This is a genomic window from Streptomyces sp. YIM 121038, from assembly GCF_006088715.1.
Taxonomy (GTDB): domain Bacteria; phylum Actinomycetota; class Actinomycetes; order Streptomycetales; family Streptomycetaceae; genus Streptomyces.
Map to the genome: position 1 here is coordinate 8,005,608 of NZ_CP030771.1, position 15,835 is coordinate 8,021,442.

The 15,835-nt window shown below is 74.3% G+C and carries 11 protein-coding genes; 7 read left to right on the forward strand and 4 right to left on the reverse strand.

Annotation, left to right across the window (positions count from 1 at the left end; all coding sequences use genetic code 11):
* Nucleotides 1–14: 14 nt before the first annotated feature.
* From C9F11_RS34195 to C9F11_RS34210, 4 genes are all read left to right on the forward strand, one after another.
* On the forward strand, nucleotides 15–1,037 hold the full coding sequence (locus tag C9F11_RS34195; RefSeq protein WP_138963029.1) for a PHB depolymerase family esterase: 1,023 nt from the start codon (nucleotides 15–17) through the stop codon (nucleotides 1,035–1,037).
* A gap of 113 nt (nucleotides 1,038–1,150) precedes the next feature.
* Complete coding sequence (locus tag C9F11_RS34200) at nucleotides 1,151–1,948, forward strand: 3-hydroxybutyrate dehydrogenase (RefSeq protein WP_138963031.1); 798 nt, start codon at nucleotides 1,151–1,153, stop codon at nucleotides 1,946–1,948.
* Between the two features lie 97 nt (nucleotides 1,949–2,045).
* Nucleotides 2,046–3,557, forward strand: coding sequence for an MFS transporter (locus tag C9F11_RS34205; protein WP_138963033.1), 1,512 nt, complete (start codon nucleotides 2,046–2,048; stop codon nucleotides 3,555–3,557).
* A 56-nt stretch (nucleotides 3,558–3,613) separates the two neighbouring features.
* A complete protein-coding gene (locus tag C9F11_RS34210) occupies nucleotides 3,614–5,548 on the forward strand; it encodes a GAF domain-containing protein (RefSeq protein ID WP_138963035.1) in 1,935 nt (644 codons plus the stop codon).
* On the opposite strand, the gene C9F11_RS34215 is transcribed toward C9F11_RS34210, so the two are convergent.
* Both C9F11_RS34215 and C9F11_RS34220 read right to left on the reverse strand, forming a co-directional pair.
* Nucleotides 5,529–7,487 carry an ATP-binding cassette domain-containing protein gene (locus C9F11_RS34215; RefSeq protein ID WP_249401988.1) on the reverse strand — a complete coding sequence of 653 codons (1,959 nt, stop codon included), beginning with the start codon at nucleotides 7,485–7,487 and terminating at the stop codon, nucleotides 5,529–5,531. The two genes, C9F11_RS34210 and C9F11_RS34215, sit on opposite strands and share 20 nt — an antisense overlap.
* Before the next feature lie 298 nt (nucleotides 7,488–7,785).
* Nucleotides 7,786–8,880, reverse strand: a complete 1,095-nt coding sequence (locus C9F11_RS34220) for a medium chain dehydrogenase/reductase family protein (RefSeq protein WP_138963039.1) — start codon at nucleotides 8,878–8,880, stop codon at nucleotides 7,786–7,788.
* A 191-nt stretch (nucleotides 8,881–9,071) separates the two neighbouring features.
* Between C9F11_RS34220 and C9F11_RS34225 the strand changes: the two genes are divergently transcribed.
* Complete coding sequence (locus C9F11_RS34225) at nucleotides 9,072–9,959, forward strand: GNAT family N-acetyltransferase (protein ID WP_138963041.1); 888 nt, start codon at nucleotides 9,072–9,074, stop codon at nucleotides 9,957–9,959.
* Between the two features lie 12 nt (nucleotides 9,960–9,971).
* On the opposite strand, the gene bglX is transcribed toward C9F11_RS34225, so the two are convergent.
* A complete protein-coding gene (bglX, locus tag C9F11_RS34230) occupies nucleotides 9,972–12,248 on the reverse strand; it encodes a beta-glucosidase BglX (protein WP_138963043.1) in 2,277 nt (758 codons plus the stop codon).
* Between the two features lie 166 nt (nucleotides 12,249–12,414).
* Here bglX and C9F11_RS34235 point away from each other — a divergent pair, with 166 nt between their 5' ends.
* Nucleotides 12,415–14,298: an ABC transporter ATP-binding protein gene (locus tag C9F11_RS34235; protein ID WP_171075915.1), complete on the forward strand. Its 1,884-nt coding sequence runs from the start codon at nucleotides 12,415–12,417 to the stop codon at nucleotides 14,296–14,298.
* 75 nt (nucleotides 14,299–14,373) lie between these two features.
* Here C9F11_RS34235 and C9F11_RS34240 read toward each other — a convergent pair whose 3' ends face one another.
* Nucleotides 14,374–14,970, reverse strand: a complete 597-nt coding sequence (locus C9F11_RS34240) for a dihydrofolate reductase family protein (RefSeq protein WP_138963045.1) — start codon at nucleotides 14,968–14,970, stop codon at nucleotides 14,374–14,376.
* 173 nt (nucleotides 14,971–15,143) lie between these two features.
* On the opposite strand from C9F11_RS34240, the gene C9F11_RS34245 reads away from it, so the two are divergent.
* Complete coding sequence (locus tag C9F11_RS34245) at nucleotides 15,144–15,713, forward strand: TetR family transcriptional regulator (protein WP_138963047.1); 570 nt, start codon at nucleotides 15,144–15,146, stop codon at nucleotides 15,711–15,713.
* Nucleotides 15,714–15,835: the final 122 nt, after the last annotated feature.

The window sequence follows — 15,835 nt, forward strand, 5'->3', positions numbered from 1 at the left end:
TACAGTCCGCGCGTATGACCGAGACCCGAGCCGCACCGCACGACCGCCGCCGGGCCGGCGCAGCCGCCCTGGCCGCCGTCCTCCTCCTCGTCCTGGCCCTGCTGCCGGGCGTCTCACCCGCCGTCGCCGCGCCGCAGCGCGGCGGTGCCGCGGCCCTCAAGGAAGTCACCGGATTCGGCACCAACCCGGGCCTGCTGCGGATGTTCCGCTACGTCCCCGACGGGCTGCCCGCGGGACGGCCCGTGGTCGTCGTGCTGCACGGGTGCACCCAGAACGCCGCCGGATACGGCACCGGCAGCGGCTGGACCGAACTCGCCGACCGGTGGGGGTTCTCCCTCGTGCTGCCGCAGCAGCAGCCCGTCAACAACATCTCCTCGTGCTTCAACTGGTTCCAGACCACCGACACCGCGCGCGGCCAGGGCGAGGCCGCGTCCGTCGCGCAGATGGTCGACCGGCACCTCGCCGACGTCGCGGGCGACTCCCGGCGCGTGTACGTCACCGGGCTCTCCGCGGGCGGCGCGATGACCTCGGTGATGATGGCCGCGTATCCGGAGCGGTTCGCGGCGGGCGGCGTCGTCGCGGGACTCCCCTACGGCTGCGCCCAGGCCGCCGCCTCGCCCTGGGTGTGCATGAGCTCCGGCGGCGGGCTCGGCCCGCAGCAGTGGGGCGACCGGGTACGGGCCGCGCGGCCCGGCTACGCCGGCCCCTGGCCCCCGCTCACCGTGTTGCACGGCACCGCCGACCAGAAGGTGAACGCCGTCAACATGACCGACCTCATGGAGCAGTGGACCGACGTGCACGGGGCCGACCGGATCGCCGACGTCACCGACACCGTCGCGGGCTATCCGCACCAGGTCTTCCGGAGGCCGGACGGCGCCCCCGCCGTGGAGACGTACAGCATCACCGGGATGGGGCACGGCCAGCCCGTCGACCCCGGCACGGGCGGCGAGCAGTGCGGCACGGCCGGGGCCAACCTCCTGGACGTCGGCCTCTGCGCGGCCCACCGCCTCGGCCGCGCCTGGGGCCTCGACACCTGACCCGGGCCCCGCGGCCGCGGACGTACGCATGGAGTCGGCCACCACAGGCCCGGTGGTGACTGTGGTGGCCGACCCCGTGGGCGAGCCTCCGCGCCGACCCTAGGTTTCCGGCTATGACCAGCGGACCTCACCCCGACTCCACCGACCGCCGGGCCGCGGCGGCGGCCGTGGACCTGCGCGGCCGCACCGCCCTCGTCACCGGCGGCGGCAGCGGCATCGGCCGCGCCTGCGCGACGGCCCTCGCGGCGGCGGGCGCCGACACGCACGTCGTGGACATCGACGCGGCCGCCGCGAAGGCCGTCGCCGACGCCGTCGGCGGCCACGCGCACACCGCGGACCTCGCCGACGCGGAGGCGATCGCGGCGCTGCCCACCGCCGTCGACGTCCTCGTGAACAGCGCCGGGCTCCAGCACGTCGCCCCGCTCACCGACTTCCCGCCCGCGCGGTTCACGCTCATCCAACAGGTCATGGTCACCGCCCCGTTCCTGCTCCTGCGGCAGACCCTGCCGCACATGTACGCGCGGCGCTGGGGCCGGGCCGTCCACATCTCCAGCGTCCACGGCGGGCGCGCGAGCGCCTTCAAGAGCGCCTACGTCGCCGCCAAGCACGGCCTCGAGGGACTCAGCAAGGTCGCCGCCGTCGAGGGCGCCCCGTACGGCGTCACCAGCAACTGCGTCAGCCCCGGCTACGTCCGCACCCCCCTCGTCGAGGGCCAGATCCAGGACCAGGCCGCCGCGCACCGCGTCAGCGACGACGCCGTGGTCAGCGACGTGCTCCTGGCCCGCTCCCCGATGAAGCGGCTCATCGAACCCGAGGAGGTCGCCGCGGCCGTCCTGTGGCTGTGCGGCCCGCACTCCGGCTTCGTCACCGGGACCTCCCTGCCGCTGGACGGCGGCTGGACCGCGACCTGACCGAACGCACCCCCCGCCCCCCCCGCCCCCCCCCGCACCCCAGCGCCCCGCACCACCCGCCCGGACCCGTCCCCGTCGAACACCTGGAAGTGGCGCCATGGCCTCCCTGCCCAGCACCCCGCCCCCGCGCACGAGCCTGCCCCGCGTCGTCGCCGCAAGCCTGGTCGGCACCACCATCGAGTGGTACGACTTCTTCCTCTACGGCTCCGCCGCCGCGCTCGTGTTCAACGACCTGTTCTTCCCCACCGCCGACCCGCTCACCGGCACGCTCCTCGCCTTCATCACGTACGCCATCGGCTTCCTCGCCCGGCCGCTCGGCGGCGTCGTGTTCGGGCACTTCGGCGACAAGGTGGGGCGCAAGAAGCTGCTCGTCCTGAGCCTGCTCCTGATGGGCGGCGCCACCTTCGCCATGGGCCTGCTGCCCACGTACTCGGCCATCGGGGTCGGCGCCCCCGTCCTGCTCACCGTGTTGCGGCTCGTGCAGGGCTTCGCGCTCGGCGGCGAGTGGGGCGGCGCCATCCTGCTCGTCTCCGAGCACGGGGGCGCCGCGCACCGCGGGTTCTGGGCGGCCTGGCCGCAGTCGGGCGCCCCGGGCGGCAATCTGCTCGCCACCGGTGTGCTCGCGCTGCTCGCCGCCGTGCAGTCCGAGGCCGCCTTCGAATCCTGGGGCTGGCGCGTCCCGTTCCTGCTGTCCGGCGTCCTGGTGATGGTCGGCCTGTGGATCCGCATCTCCGTCAGCGAGTCCCCGCTGTTCCTCGAAGCGCGCGCCAAGGCCGAGGCCGCCGCCGCGCGCGGGGCCAAGGAGGAGACGCCCGTCGTCGAGGTGTTCCGCACCAACTGGCGGCAGGTCCTCACCGCCATCGGCACCCGCTTCGGCGAGAACATCTCGTACTACGTCCTCACCTCCTTCGTGCTCGTCTACGTCACCAAGCACCTGGACCTGCCCAAGTCCACCGCCCTGAACGCCGTCCTCATCGGCTCCACCGTGCACTTCGCCGCCATCCCCGCCTGGGGCGCGCTGTCCGACCGGATCGGACGGCGGCCGGTGACGCTCATCGGGTCGGTGGGCATGGCGCTGTGGGCCTTCGCCTTCTTCGCGCTCGTCGACTCCGAGTCGTTCGCCGTGATCGCGGCGGCCGTGACCGTGGGACTGCTCCTGCACGGCGCCATGTACGGGCCGCAGGCCGCGTTCATCTCCGAGATGTTCGACACCAGGGTGCGCTACTCCGGCGCCTCGATGGGCTCGCAGCTCGCCTCCATCGTCGCGGGCGCGCTCGCCCCGATCATCGCGGTGGAACTCCTGAAGGAGTACGACTCGTCGGCGCCCGTCGCGCTGTACCTGTGCCTGGCCGCCGTGGTCACCACCGTGACGGTGGTCCTCGCCCGCGAGACCCGGGGACGGGACCTCGGCCGCGCGCAGACGGACGTACCGGCAGACCCGGACGTACCGGCAGACCCGGACGTGCCGACGGATTCCCACGCGCCGGGGGAGACGGACGCACCGGGAGAACCGGACGGGTCCGGGCGGCCGGGCCCGCGGGCAGAGCCGGACGCGCGCGGGCGGCCCGCGGACGCGCCCACGCCGGTACGCTCCGGCGACCCCTCCTGAAGCGACCCGCCGCCGAGGTCGTGGAGACCCACCGCACGTCGGAAGGCAGCCGCCCCATGGCATCAGCCCACGCCCGCCCCGGCACCCGCACCGCCCCCGCCCCGGACGGCACCGCCGCCGCGGCCCTGCGGGAACTCATCGGCCTGCTCGGCCGGCACGCCCCGGCCGAGCAGTTCGCCCGCCCGGCGGCCGCGGCCCGGGCGGCCGGGGCGGACCGGGCGCAGCTCGCCCTGATCGAGGAGGCCGCCGACGCGGCCCTCGCCGTCCGCCGCACCCTCGACCAGCACCGCCGCCGCGAGGCCGAGCTGTCCGCGCTCTTCGACACCGCGGGCGACCTGGCCGCCCTCACCGACCTGGACGCGGTGCTCCGCGCCATCGTGCGCAGGGCACGGCTGCTGCTGCGCACCGACGTCGCGTATCTGACCCTCAACGACACGGCCGCGGGCGACACGTTCATGCGCGTCACCGACGGCTGCGCCTCCGCGACCTTCCAGCAGCTGCGGCTCGGCATGGGCGAGGGCCTCGGCGGGCTCGTCGCCCAGACCGCCCGGCCCTACGCCAGCGCCGACTACCGCGTCGACACCCGCTTCCAGCACACCCGCGCCATCGACACGGGCGTCGGCGAGGAGGGCCTGCGCGGCATCCTCGGCGTGCCGCTGCGGGTGGGCAGCCGCGTCATCGGCGTCCTGTACGCCGCCGATCGCAGCCCCCGCGACTTCACCCCCGACCAGATCGCGCTGCTCGCCTCGCTCGCCGACCACGCCGCCGTGGCCATCGACGGCGCCCGCCTCCTGGAGGAGACCCGCGCCGCGCTCGTGGAGCTGAACGCCGCGACGGCCACCGCGCACGCGCAGAGCCAGGCGCTGCGCCGCGCCGCCGAGACCCACGACCGGCTCACCGACATCGTGCTGCGCGGCGGCGACGTGGCCGACGTCGCCGAAGAGATCGCCGCGCTCCTCGACGGCGGTCTGGTCGTCCAGGACGCCGACGGCACCGAACTGGCCCGCGTGGGCGCCGCCGCGCCGGCCGCGCCCGCCCGCGGCGTCGCCGCGTCCCGCTCCGGCGGCCGCGCCGTGCACGTCGACGGGGTCTGGGTCTCCGCCGTGCTCGCCGGGCCCGAACTCCTCGGCAGCATCGCGCTCGGCGGTCGCCCCGACCTGACCGACAGCGACCGGCGCCTGTTCGAGCGCGCCAGCCTCGACACGGCACTGCTGCTCCTGCTGCGCCGCACGGTGGCCGAGGCCGAGGACCGGGTGCGCGGCGAACTCCTCGACGACCTGCTCACCGCCGCGCACACCAGTGACCCGCGCCGCGCCGAACGGCTCGCCCTGCGCGCCCGCCGCCTCGGCGTGGACCTCACCGAGCCCACCGCCGTGCTCGTCCTGCACGGCGAACCGGACCTGCGCGCCCGTCTGGCCGCCCGCGCGATACGCCACGCCCGCACCCTGCGCGGCCTCGCGGGCCCGCAGGGAGGCCACGTCGTACTGCTCGCCCCCACCGCCGCACCGGGCCCGCTCGCCGAGCGCCTCGCCGCCGAACTCGGCGAGGCACTCGGCGCCCCGGTGACCGTCGGCGCCGCGGGCCCCGCCACCGGACCCGCGCGGCTGCCCGCAGCCCACGCCGAGGCCCAGCGCTGTCTGCGGGCCCTGACCGCCCTCGGCCGCGCGGGCGAGGGCGCGAGCCTGCCGGACCTCGGCTTCGTCGGGGTCCTGCTCGGCGACCGTACGGACGTCGCCGGATACGTGGAGCGCGTCCTCGGGCCCGTCCTCGCCTACGACGCCCGGCGCGGCACCGACCTGGTCCGCACCCTGGAGGCCTACTTCGACCAGGGCGCGAGCCCGGCCCGCGCCAAGGACGTGCTGCACGTCCACGTGAACACCGTCGTGCAGCGCCTGGAGCGCACGGCCCGGCTCCTCGGCGCCGACTGGAACACCCCCGCCCGCGCCCTGGAGCTCCAACTCGCCCTGCGGCTCAACCGCCTGAGCCGCTAGCCGGGGCCCCGCCCGGCCTGGCCGCGCGGTCCCTGCGCGGCTGCGCGGGCACGCCGTCCAGGGTGCCCGTGGGCAGCGGTTCCTGCGGGCACCCCGGGCCGTCGACCGGGTCCGTGCGGTACTGGTGCGACTGGAGCTCGAACAGCCGCCGGAAGACGCCCGGCCCCTCGGTGGCCATGAGCGTGGCGAAGTCGCCGTGCTCGACGAGTCTGCCCTCCGCGAGGACGAAGATGACGTCGGCCTCCTTGACGCTGTGCAGCCGGTGCGTGACCAGGACGATCGTCTGGTCCGCCGAGGCCAGGGCGCGGATCTTGTCGAACGCGTCGATCTCCGCGGCCGGGTCCATGCTGCTGGTGGGCTCGTCGCAGATGAGGATGGCCGCGTCCCGGAAGTAGGCGCGGGCCAGGGCGATGCGCTGCCACTGCCCGCCGGAGAGGTCGACGCCGCCCTCGTAGCCCTTCTCGCACAAGGTGTCCCAGCCGTGCGGGAGTTCGTCGAGGACGCGGTGCGCGTCGGCGTACGCGGCCGCCGCGTCCAGGCGGGTGGCGTCGTGGAACTCGGCGGGGCGGCTGATCGCCACGTTCGCGCGGGCCGTGAACGGCCACCGCTGGAAGTCCTGCGGCACCAGCGCCACATGCCCGAACACGTCGTCGCGCGCCAGCGCGCGCAGATCGGCGCCGTCCCACGAGACCGTGCCCGCGGACGGCAGGTACAGGCCCGCGAGGAGCTTGCTGAGGGTCGTCTTGCCGGAGCCGTTCGCCCCGACCAGGGCGATCACCTGGCCCTTGCGGACGGTGAGGGACACGCCGTCGAGCGCGTTCCGCTCCCGGCCGGGGTAGCGGAACGTCACCCGGTCGAAGGTGATCTCGGCGGGCGGTTCGGGCACCGCCGCGCCCGTGGCCGGGATGGCCCGCCGCCTGGCCTCCTCGCGGGCCCGGATGAGGTCCGTCATGAACAGGCTCTGCTCGTAGAGGTGATGGATGTTCGTCACCAGGCGCCGCAGCCCCGCCGTGCCGCTGGTCAGCGCGAGCACGGCCGTCGCCCCCGAGGCGAGCGGCATGTGGCCGTGCGTCAGGAGCCAGGCGAGCAGGGCGTACGTCGCCGCCGCCGTCAGTCCGGACAGGGCCGACGTGCCGAGGTCGGTCCTGGCCTCCAGCTGCGCGAGGCGCGTCTGCTCGTCCGAGGCCTGGGCCGCCATCTTGTCGAACTGGTCGAGGAGGAAGGGCCCCGCGCCGTGCACCCGCAGCTCGGGCGCCGCGTCCTGCGAGATCAGCAGCCTGCGCAGGGCGCCCAGTTGCCGCACGTGCTCCAGCCACACCTGCACCGACTCGTACGTCCGGCGCGCCGCCCGGACGGTGCCCCACGCCTTCGGCACGACCACGGCGACGAGCAGCGGAAGCAGCGCCGGGTGCAGCACGGCGAGGACTCCGCTGACGGCGAGGAGCGCCATCGCGGCCTCGACGATGCCGAGGGTGTGCTCGATGAGGCGGCGCGCCGCGGTCTGGCCGTGCTGCCCGGAGTCGAGGGCCGCGTGGAAGTCGGCGCGCTCCATGTGCTCCATCTCGACCCTGATGACGTGCTTGAGCATGGAGAGGGCCGCGATGCGCTCCACCTTGGGGCCGAGTCGGCCCGAGGCCGCGAAGGACACGGCCCGCAGCGTCGCCGCGAGGGCGCTCGCGGCGGCGACCCCCAGCAGGGACGGCAGCGCGTCCTGCACCCGGTCGGCCGTCGGGCCCGCCGCGAACAGGGACACCAGGACGCGGTTGGTGGCGAGCAGGCCGAACGCGGTGGCGGCGGCCTGGCCCAGCTGTGCCACCGCGACCACCACCAGGGCGACCGGGTCGGCCCGCCAGCCGAGGACGGCGGTGTGCCCGATGAGCGTGGGAATCTGCCGCAGGATGGTGAAGAACGACGTCCTCAGCTGCGCACCCTCGTGCACGGTCCATCCCCACGCGCTGCGCAACCGCCCCCCGAAGAGGAGCTGTTCGGGCGGTGCGTGCCCGGGGGGCGGGGTGGGGCCCTCGCCCTCCCGGCCGCGCCGCCGCTTGCGCGCGCGAGCTCGTGCTGGATGGTGCTGCCGCACATTGCCTCCCCGGTGTCCGTGGTCCCGTTGGGTGCTGGGACCACCTTCCCCGGGGAGCGGCCCCGGCGGGGTACTGCGGGCACAATCTGCGCGGGATGGGGTGAAATCGGCCTGGAATGGCGGTGGACGGGCCCGAAGTGCGCTCGTGCGGCGGTCACGTGCCGGAGGCATCGCCGCCCCGCGGCACGGCCGCGTCCGGGACCAGGACGACCTTGCCCGTGACGGTGCCGGACTCGGCCAGGCGCAGGGCCTCGGCCGCCCGGGACAGCGGGACGCGCGCGGCGACCTGGGCGGTCAGGCTGCCGTCGGCGAGGAGCGCGAAGACCTGCTCCAGGTCCGTGCGCAGCCGCCCGCGGAAGGCGTCGGCGCGGCGCCGCCCGGCCCAGATGTTGTAGAAGTGCGCGTGCCGGGAGTTCGGCAGTGCCTGCCACAGCGCGAGGCGCGCGAACAGCTTCAGGACCGGGGCCTTCGACGACCCGGCCACGTCCCGGGTGGACGCCGTGCCGTACGACACGAGGGTGCCGCCGGGCGCGAGCAGCCGGAACGACTCCACGATCCCCTCGCCGCCCACGTGGTCGAAGACCGCCCGCACTCCGTCCGGCGCGAGCCCGCGAAGGCGCGCGTACAGCTCGGGGTCGCGGTAGTCGACAGGTGTGACGCCGAGCCTGCGCAGCGCGTCGTGGTGGCGGGGCGACGCGGTGCCGAGGACGCGGGCGCCCGCGATCCGGGCGAGCTGCGCGAGCGTGGAGCCGACGCCGCCGTTCGCGCCGAGCACCACGACGGTGTCGCCCGCCCGGACCTGGGCGGTGCGGTGCAGCATCTGCCAGGCGGTGACGCCGTTCACCACGAGCGTCTCGGCGTCCGCGGAGGCGACGGACTCCGGTACGGGCACGAGGTCGGCGGCGGCCACCGCGACGTGGCTCGCCCAGCCGCCGGTCTTGGTCAGCGCGGCGTACCGGCCCCCGACGAGCGCCGGGTCGACGCCGGGCCCGGTGGCCACCACCCGCCCCACCAGGTCGTAGCCCGGCACGAAGGGGAACGGCGGCTGGTCGAAGTACTTGCCGCGGCGCATCTGCTGCTCGGCGAAGGAGACGCCGGTGGCCTCCATCGCGAGCAGCACCCGGCCCGGACCCGGTGCGGGGGCGGGCCGGCGGCGCACGGTGAGCCCGTCGGGCTCGACGACGCCGGGCAGGACGACCTCGGTGGCCGTGGCCACGGCGGTGGCGGTGGGTGCGGTGGTCTTGACCATGAGGAAGCCTCTTCCGAAGGGGTGATGGTCGCGCTGTAGTTATAGGCTCTAACGTAAGCATGCACCTCTATCGATGGGGTCGTCAAGGAGGGCGATGCCCATCGGGCCGATCGGCGGCGGCCCGCGCGGGGCAGGATGGGAGGGCTGCGCGTACGCGTACCGCGTGCGACCCGTCCAAGGAAGGTGCGGCGATGGAGAACCCGGCCCCCGGCCAGCTCACCCCCGAACAGCACGCCCCCGGCCGGCTCGCGCTCGCCACCGCCACGCCCGACGACTGGCGCGTCGTCACCGGCTGGGCGGCGGACGAGGGCTGGAACCCCGGGCTGCGGGACGCCGAGTCCTTCTTCGCCCAGGACCCGGAGGGCTTCTTCGTCGGCCGCGTCGACGGCGAGCCGGTGTCGGCCGTCTCCGTGGTCAACTACGGCCCGGCGTACGCGTTCCTCGGCTTCTACCTCGTCCGCCCCGACGCCCGCGGCCAGGGGCACGGCATCGCCACCTGGCGCGCCGCGCTCGCGCACGCCGGGGACCGCACGGTCGGCCTGGACGGCGTACCGGCGCAGCAGGACAACTACCGCCGCTCCGGCTTCGCACACCGCCACGACACCATGCGCTACGTCGGCCCGGCGGCCGTCGGCGGGCCGGTGTCCGCGCACGTGCGCCCCGCCGCGGAGGTCGGGCACGAGGCCCTGCTGGCGTACGACAGCTCCTGCTACCCCGCGGACCGGCCTAGGTTCCTAGCCTCCTGGCTGGGCACGCCCGGACACCGCGCGCTCGCCCGCGTCGACGGCGGCCGCGTCACCGGGTACGGGGTGGTGCGCCCGGCGCGTGACGGCGTACGGATCGGGCCGCTGTTCGCCGACACGCGCGCGGACGCCGAAGCGCTCCTGGACGCGCTGACCGCCGGTCTCGACGGGGCGCTCGTCTCGATCGACGTACCCGAGTCCCACGCGCCCGCGGTGGCCCTCGCCGAGGCCCGCGGCATGAAGCCGACGTTCGCGACGGCCCGCATGTACACCGGTCCGGTACGGGAGTTCGCGCGGGAGAAGGTGTTCGGGATCACCACCCTGGAGCTGGGCTGACGCGCCCGGAGGTCAGGTCACCGTGAGCCGCCGCTTGCCCTCGGCCGTGGAGCTGTTGCCCACGTAGACGTCGAACGCGCCCCGCTCGACGAGGAACTCGCCGCGCGGGGCGTTCGTCCAGAACCCCAGGTCGCGGGCGCCGAGCCGGAAGCGCACGGTCCGTGCCGCGCCCGCGGCGAGCGTCACCCGGCGAAAGCCCCGCAGCCTGCGCACCGGCTGCGCGATGCTCGCCGCGAGGTCGTGGACGTACAGCTGCACCACCTCGTCGCCCTCGCGCGCACCGGTGTTGGTGACCGTCACGGACACCTCGACGGTGTCGCCCGCGGCCAGCGCGCGGGCGGGCACGTCGGCGCGGCTGAGCCGCGGCTCGCCGATCGCGAAGGCCGTGTAGCTCAGCCCGTGGCCGAACGCGAACTGCGGGCCCGGCGGCAGGTCCAGATACTTGGAGGTGTACTTGTTGTCGGCGGCGTACGGACGACCCGTCGACTCGTGGTTGTAGTGGACCGGGATCTGTCCGACCGCGCGGGGGAAGGAGACGGGCAGCTTGCCGCCCGGGTTGACCTTCCCGAACAGGACGTCGGCGATGGCGTTCCCGGCCTCCAGGCCCGGGTGCCAGGCCTCCAGGACGGCGGGCGCGCTCGCCAGCCAGCCGCCGACGGTCAGCGGGCGGCCGTTCACGAGCACCACCACGAACGGCTTGCCCGTCGCCGCGACGGCCTCGATCAGCTTCTCCTGGGCGCCGGGCAGACCGATGTCGGCGCGCGCGGCGGCCTCCCCGCTCAGGGCGGGCGGCTCACCCACGACGACGACCGTCACGTCGGCGCCCCGCGCGGCCGCGACCGCCGCCGGGATGCCGCCGGTGTCCTCGCCCCGGGCGTCGACCCCGAGGGCGTACGTCACCTTCGCTCCGGGCGCCGCCCGCCGGAGCGCGTCGAGGACCTTCACCGACGGGTACTTCTCCGCCGCGGCCGGGACCACCCAGGTGCCGAGCAGGTCCTCGGAGTCGGCGAACGGCCCGACCACGGCGAGGGACGCCACCGAGCTCTTCAGCGGCAGCGTCGCCCCCTCGTTCTTCAGGAGCACCAGGCAGCGGGCGGCCGTCGCCCGCGCCGCCGCGCGCGTCGCGGGGGTCGGCCCGGCGGCGGCCGCGCCCTCGGCCTCGTTGACGTAAGGGTCGTCGAAGAGGCCGAGGGCGAACTTCAGGCGCAGGACGCGCGCCACCGCGTCGTCCAGGCGGTGTTCACTGATCCCGCCCTCGCGCAGCAGCTGCCTGCCGTGCTCGCGCAGGGTGGTGCTGACCATCTCCATGTCGACGCCCGCGGTGAGCGCGAGCCGGGCCGCCGCCGCGCCGTCCTCGGCGAAGCCGTGCGCGATCAGCTCCTGCACACCGGTCCAGTCGCTGACGACGAACCCGTCGAAGCCCCACTCCTTCCTGAGCACGTCCGTGAGCGTGTGCGCGTTGCCGTGCGCGGGGACGCCGCCGACGGTGTTGAAGGAGGCCATGACGGTGGCCACGCCCGCGTCCAGGGCGGCCCTGAACGGCGGCAGATACAGATTGCGCAGCCGCGACTCGGACACGTCCACCGTGTTGTAGTCGCGGCCGCCCTCGGCGCCGCCGTACGCGACGAAGTGCTTGGCGCAGGCGGCGATCCGGTCCTTCGCCGCGTAGTCGCGGCCCTGGTAGCCCCGGACCTTGGCGGCGGCGAACTCGGCCGTGAGGTAGGGGTCCTCGCCGCAGCTCTCGGCGATGCGGCCCCAGCGCGGCTCGTGCGTGACGTCCATCATCGGCGAGAACGTCCAGTGCACGCCGTTCGAACGGGCCTCCCGGGCGGAGACCTCCGCGTCGGTGCGCGCCACCGCGGGGTCGAAGCTCGCCGCCTGCGCCAGCGGGATCGGGAACGTCGTCCAGAAGCCGTGGATGACGTCGAGCCCGAAGAGCAGCGGAACGCCGAGCCGGGACTCCTCGACGGCGATGCGCTGCAACGCGTTGGTGGTCTTCGCGCCGAAGACGGAGAGGACGGAGCCGAGGCGGCCCGCACGCGCCGCGTCCTCGACGTCCTTGGTCGCGCCGCCGCCGGGCCCGGTGTCCCACGCCCACGCGAGCTGCTGGAGCTGCCCCAGCTTCTCTTCGACCGTCATACGGCCGAGCAGCTCATCGACCTCGCGGCCTCGGCGGCCGGGCCGGGGCGCGGCCCTGGCGACCGTGCCGCTCAGGGCGCCACCCGCGACGGCCGCACCACTCACCACGGACAGTCCGGACAGCAGCGTGCGCCTTCGTAGCTCTCGCATGTGTTCGCCTTCTCACGTCACAGTGGGGGCAAGCGGGGGAGTGGCCACAAGAATTGAAGCGAAAGTACGTGGCGGGTACAGGAGGGTCAAGGGAGGCGGCAGGGGCAGTCGAGTGCTTCCGCACGCCCTTGACCTCAATATTGGTTGAGGTCCTACGGTTTCTCCCATGAGCATGGAAACCACGGCGTGGACGCAGATGTACAGCGTCATGAACGCCCAGCAGGAACGCCGCCCCTTCGCCCGCGCGACACTGCGCCGCATCGCCGTCTTCGCCCGCCCGCACCGCCGCCGCATCACGCAGTTCGTGCTCCTGAGCGTCGTCACCGCGGTGCTCGCCGTGGCGACTCCGATCCTCGCCGGGCACGTCGTGGACGCCATCGTCTCCGGCGCCGACTCCTCGCTCGTCGTCCGCTACGCCCTGTTCATCGCCGTGATCGCGATCGCCGAGGCGGCCCTCGGCATCCTCAGTCGGTGGCTGTCGGCGACGCTCGGCGAAGGCCTGATCCTCGATCTGCGCACGGCCGTCTTCGACCACGTGCAGCGCATGCCGGTCGCGTTCTTCACGCGGACCCGCACCGGGGCGCTCGTCAGCCGCCTCAACAACGACGTGATCGGGGCGCAACGCGCCTTCAGCAACACCCTTTCGGGTGTCGTCGCCAACGTCGTCACGCTGCTGCTGACCCTCGGCGTGATGCTCGCCCTCTCCTGGCAGATCACGCTGCTCGCCCTCGTCCTGCTGCCGGTGTTCGTCCTGCCCGCGCGGCGCATGGGCACCCGCATGGCCCGGCTCCAGCGGGAGGCCGCCCACCACAACGCCGCCATGGGCACCCGGATGACCGAGCGCTTCTCGGCGCCCGGCGCGACCCTCATCAAGCTCTTCGGGCGCCCCGCCGACGAGTCCGCGGAGTTCGCCGAGCGGGCCGCGCGGGTGCGGGACATCGGGGTGCGCACGGCCATGGCCCAGTCGGCGTTCATCACCGCCCTCACCCTGGTGTCGGCCCTCGCGCTCGCCCTCGTCTACGGCCTCGGCGGGTACTTCGCGCTCGAAGGCTCCCTGGAGGCGGGCGCAGTCGTCTCGCTCGCCCTGCTCCTGACCCGTCTGTACGCGCCGCTGACGGCTCTGGCGGGCGCCCGCGTCGAGGTGATGAGCGCCCTCGTCAGCTTCGAGCGCGTCTTCGAAGTGCTCGACCTGAAGCCGCTCATCGCCGAGAAGCCGGACCCGGAGCGGGTGCCCGAGGGCCCCGTCGCCGTCGAGTTCGACGACGTCCGCTTCGGCTACCCCGCCGCCGACAAGGTCTCCCTCGCCTCCCTGGAGGAGGTCGCGTCCCTCGACGGACGCGGTGGCGCCGAGGTCCTGCACGGCCTGTCCTTCCGCGCCGAGCCCGGCCGGACGGTCGCGCTCGTCGGCTCCTCCGGCGCGGGCAAGTCCACGATCGCGCAGCTCCTGCCGCGCCTGTACGACGCCGACGCGGGGACCGTGCGCGTCGGGGGCGTGGACGTGCGCGACCTGTCCGCCGACTCGCTGCGCGACACCATCGGCATGGTCACCCAGGACGGCCACCTCTTCCACGAGTCGGTCCGCGCGAACCTGCTGCTCGCCCGGCCCGGCGCCGCCGAGGACGACCTCTGGGACGTGCTGCGCCGCGCCCGCCTCGACGACCTCGTGCGGTCGCTGCCCGACGGGCTCGACACCGTCGTGGGCGAGCGCGGCTACCGGCTCTCGGGCGGCGAGCGGCAGCGCATGACCATCGCGCGCCTGCTGCTCGCCCGGCAGCGGGTCGTCATCCTCGACGAGGCGACCGCGCACCTGGACAACACCTCCGAGGCGGCCGTCCAGGAGGCCCTCGCCGAGGCCCTGTCCGGGCGCACCGCCGTGGTCATCGCCCACCGCCTGTCGACCGTCCGCTCGGCCGATCAGATCCTCGTGGTCGAGGAGGGGCGGATCGTGGAGCGGGGCACGCACGAGGAACTGCTCGCGCTGGACGGCCGCTACGCGGAGCTGTACCGGACGCAGTTCCTGGCCGGGGACGACATGGGTGTGGCGGCATAGCCCCCGCCACCCGCACGAACCCCGTGGACCCGCTCTTCTTGGGGGCGGGTCCACGGGGTTGTGAGGTGCCGGGGGCTACGCGGTCTTCTTCTCGTACGTCAGGAACACGGTGCCGCTGTCCAGGGCGTCCACCTCGGTGCGCTCCCAGAGCGCGGGGGCGAAGGGGGCCTTCTCGCCGAACAGGGGGATGCCCGTGCCCACCGTGAGGGGGGCGAGCTTGATGACGAGGCGGTCGATCTCGGCGTACAGGGCGCCCGCGAGCTCGCCGCCGCCCACGAGCCACAGGCCCTTGCCGGGCTCGCGCTTGAGGGCGCGGACCCGCTCGGCCGGGTCGGTGGCGACGAGCTCGACGTTGGGGTCGGGGCTCTCGGTGAGGGTCCGGCTGAAGACGAGGTGCCGCAGGTGCGGATAGCAGTCGGTGAATCCGGCGTCCAGGCCGTTCTGATACGTGTGGCGGCCCTCCAGCATCGTGTCGAAGTGGGTGCCCTCGGCGGTGATGCCGAGCGCGGCCCTGGCGTGGACGGGGAGCGTCTCGGGGTACTTCCCGGCGAGCAGCCGGACGTAGTCCTCGCTCACGGGCCAGAATCCGTCGGGCCCGGTGGGGTCGGAGCCGTCGGGTCCGGCGATGTGGCCGTCGAGGGACATCGCGATGAAGTAGGTGAGCTTGCGCATACGGGCTCCGGAGGTGAGAAGGGGTCGTTGGCCACGACCTCGGACGGACTGCGGACGGCCCCGGGCGGAGCGCGCGCGGTGCACCCGGAGCACATCGGGTGATGTACTCTGCATGCAGTGGTTAGAACGTAGTACTTCACTTGAAGTGGTGTCAAGGGAATCGAGAAGACGTCATGAGGCAGAACCCCGCCCGCCGTACCGCCCTCCTGGACGCCGCGATCGAGGTGCTCGCGCGCGAAGGCTCCCGCGGTCTCACGCTGCGCGCGCTCGACGCGGAGGCGGAGGTCCCCAAGGGCACCGCGAGCAACTACTTCGCCGACCGCGCGCAGCTCCTTGCCCAGGTCATGCGGCGCATTCAGGAGCGCCTGCTGCCCGCGGAGGACGCGCTCGCCGACACGATGCGCGAGAAGCCCTCCACGGAGCTGGTGAGCACGCTCCTCAAGCAGCTGGTCGAGCGGATGCGGGCCGACCGCAGCAGCCATCTGGCCCTGCTCGAAATGCGTCTGGAAGCCACCCGCCGCCCCGAACTCCACGCCGAGCTGAGCCGGTTCATGGCCGACCAGCTGGAGGGCAACATCGGCTTCCACCTGGACGCGGGCCTGCCCGGCGACCGCACCGGCGCCGTCCTGCTCTACCTCGCCATGCTCGGCCTGATCGTCGACGACCTGACGGTGCCCGAGCTGCTCACGCCGTTCTCGGTCGACACGCTCATCGAGGAGCTGGCCCGACGGCTGCTGCGCTGACCGCGCGCGAAGGGCCCTGGTAAGGGGCGGCTAGGGGTACTCGGACGCCGGTGCGCCGCCCTACTGTGGAAAGCGGAAGAGCCGCTTGCCGTGCCGCGGGGCTCTTCGGCCAGAGCCGGTCG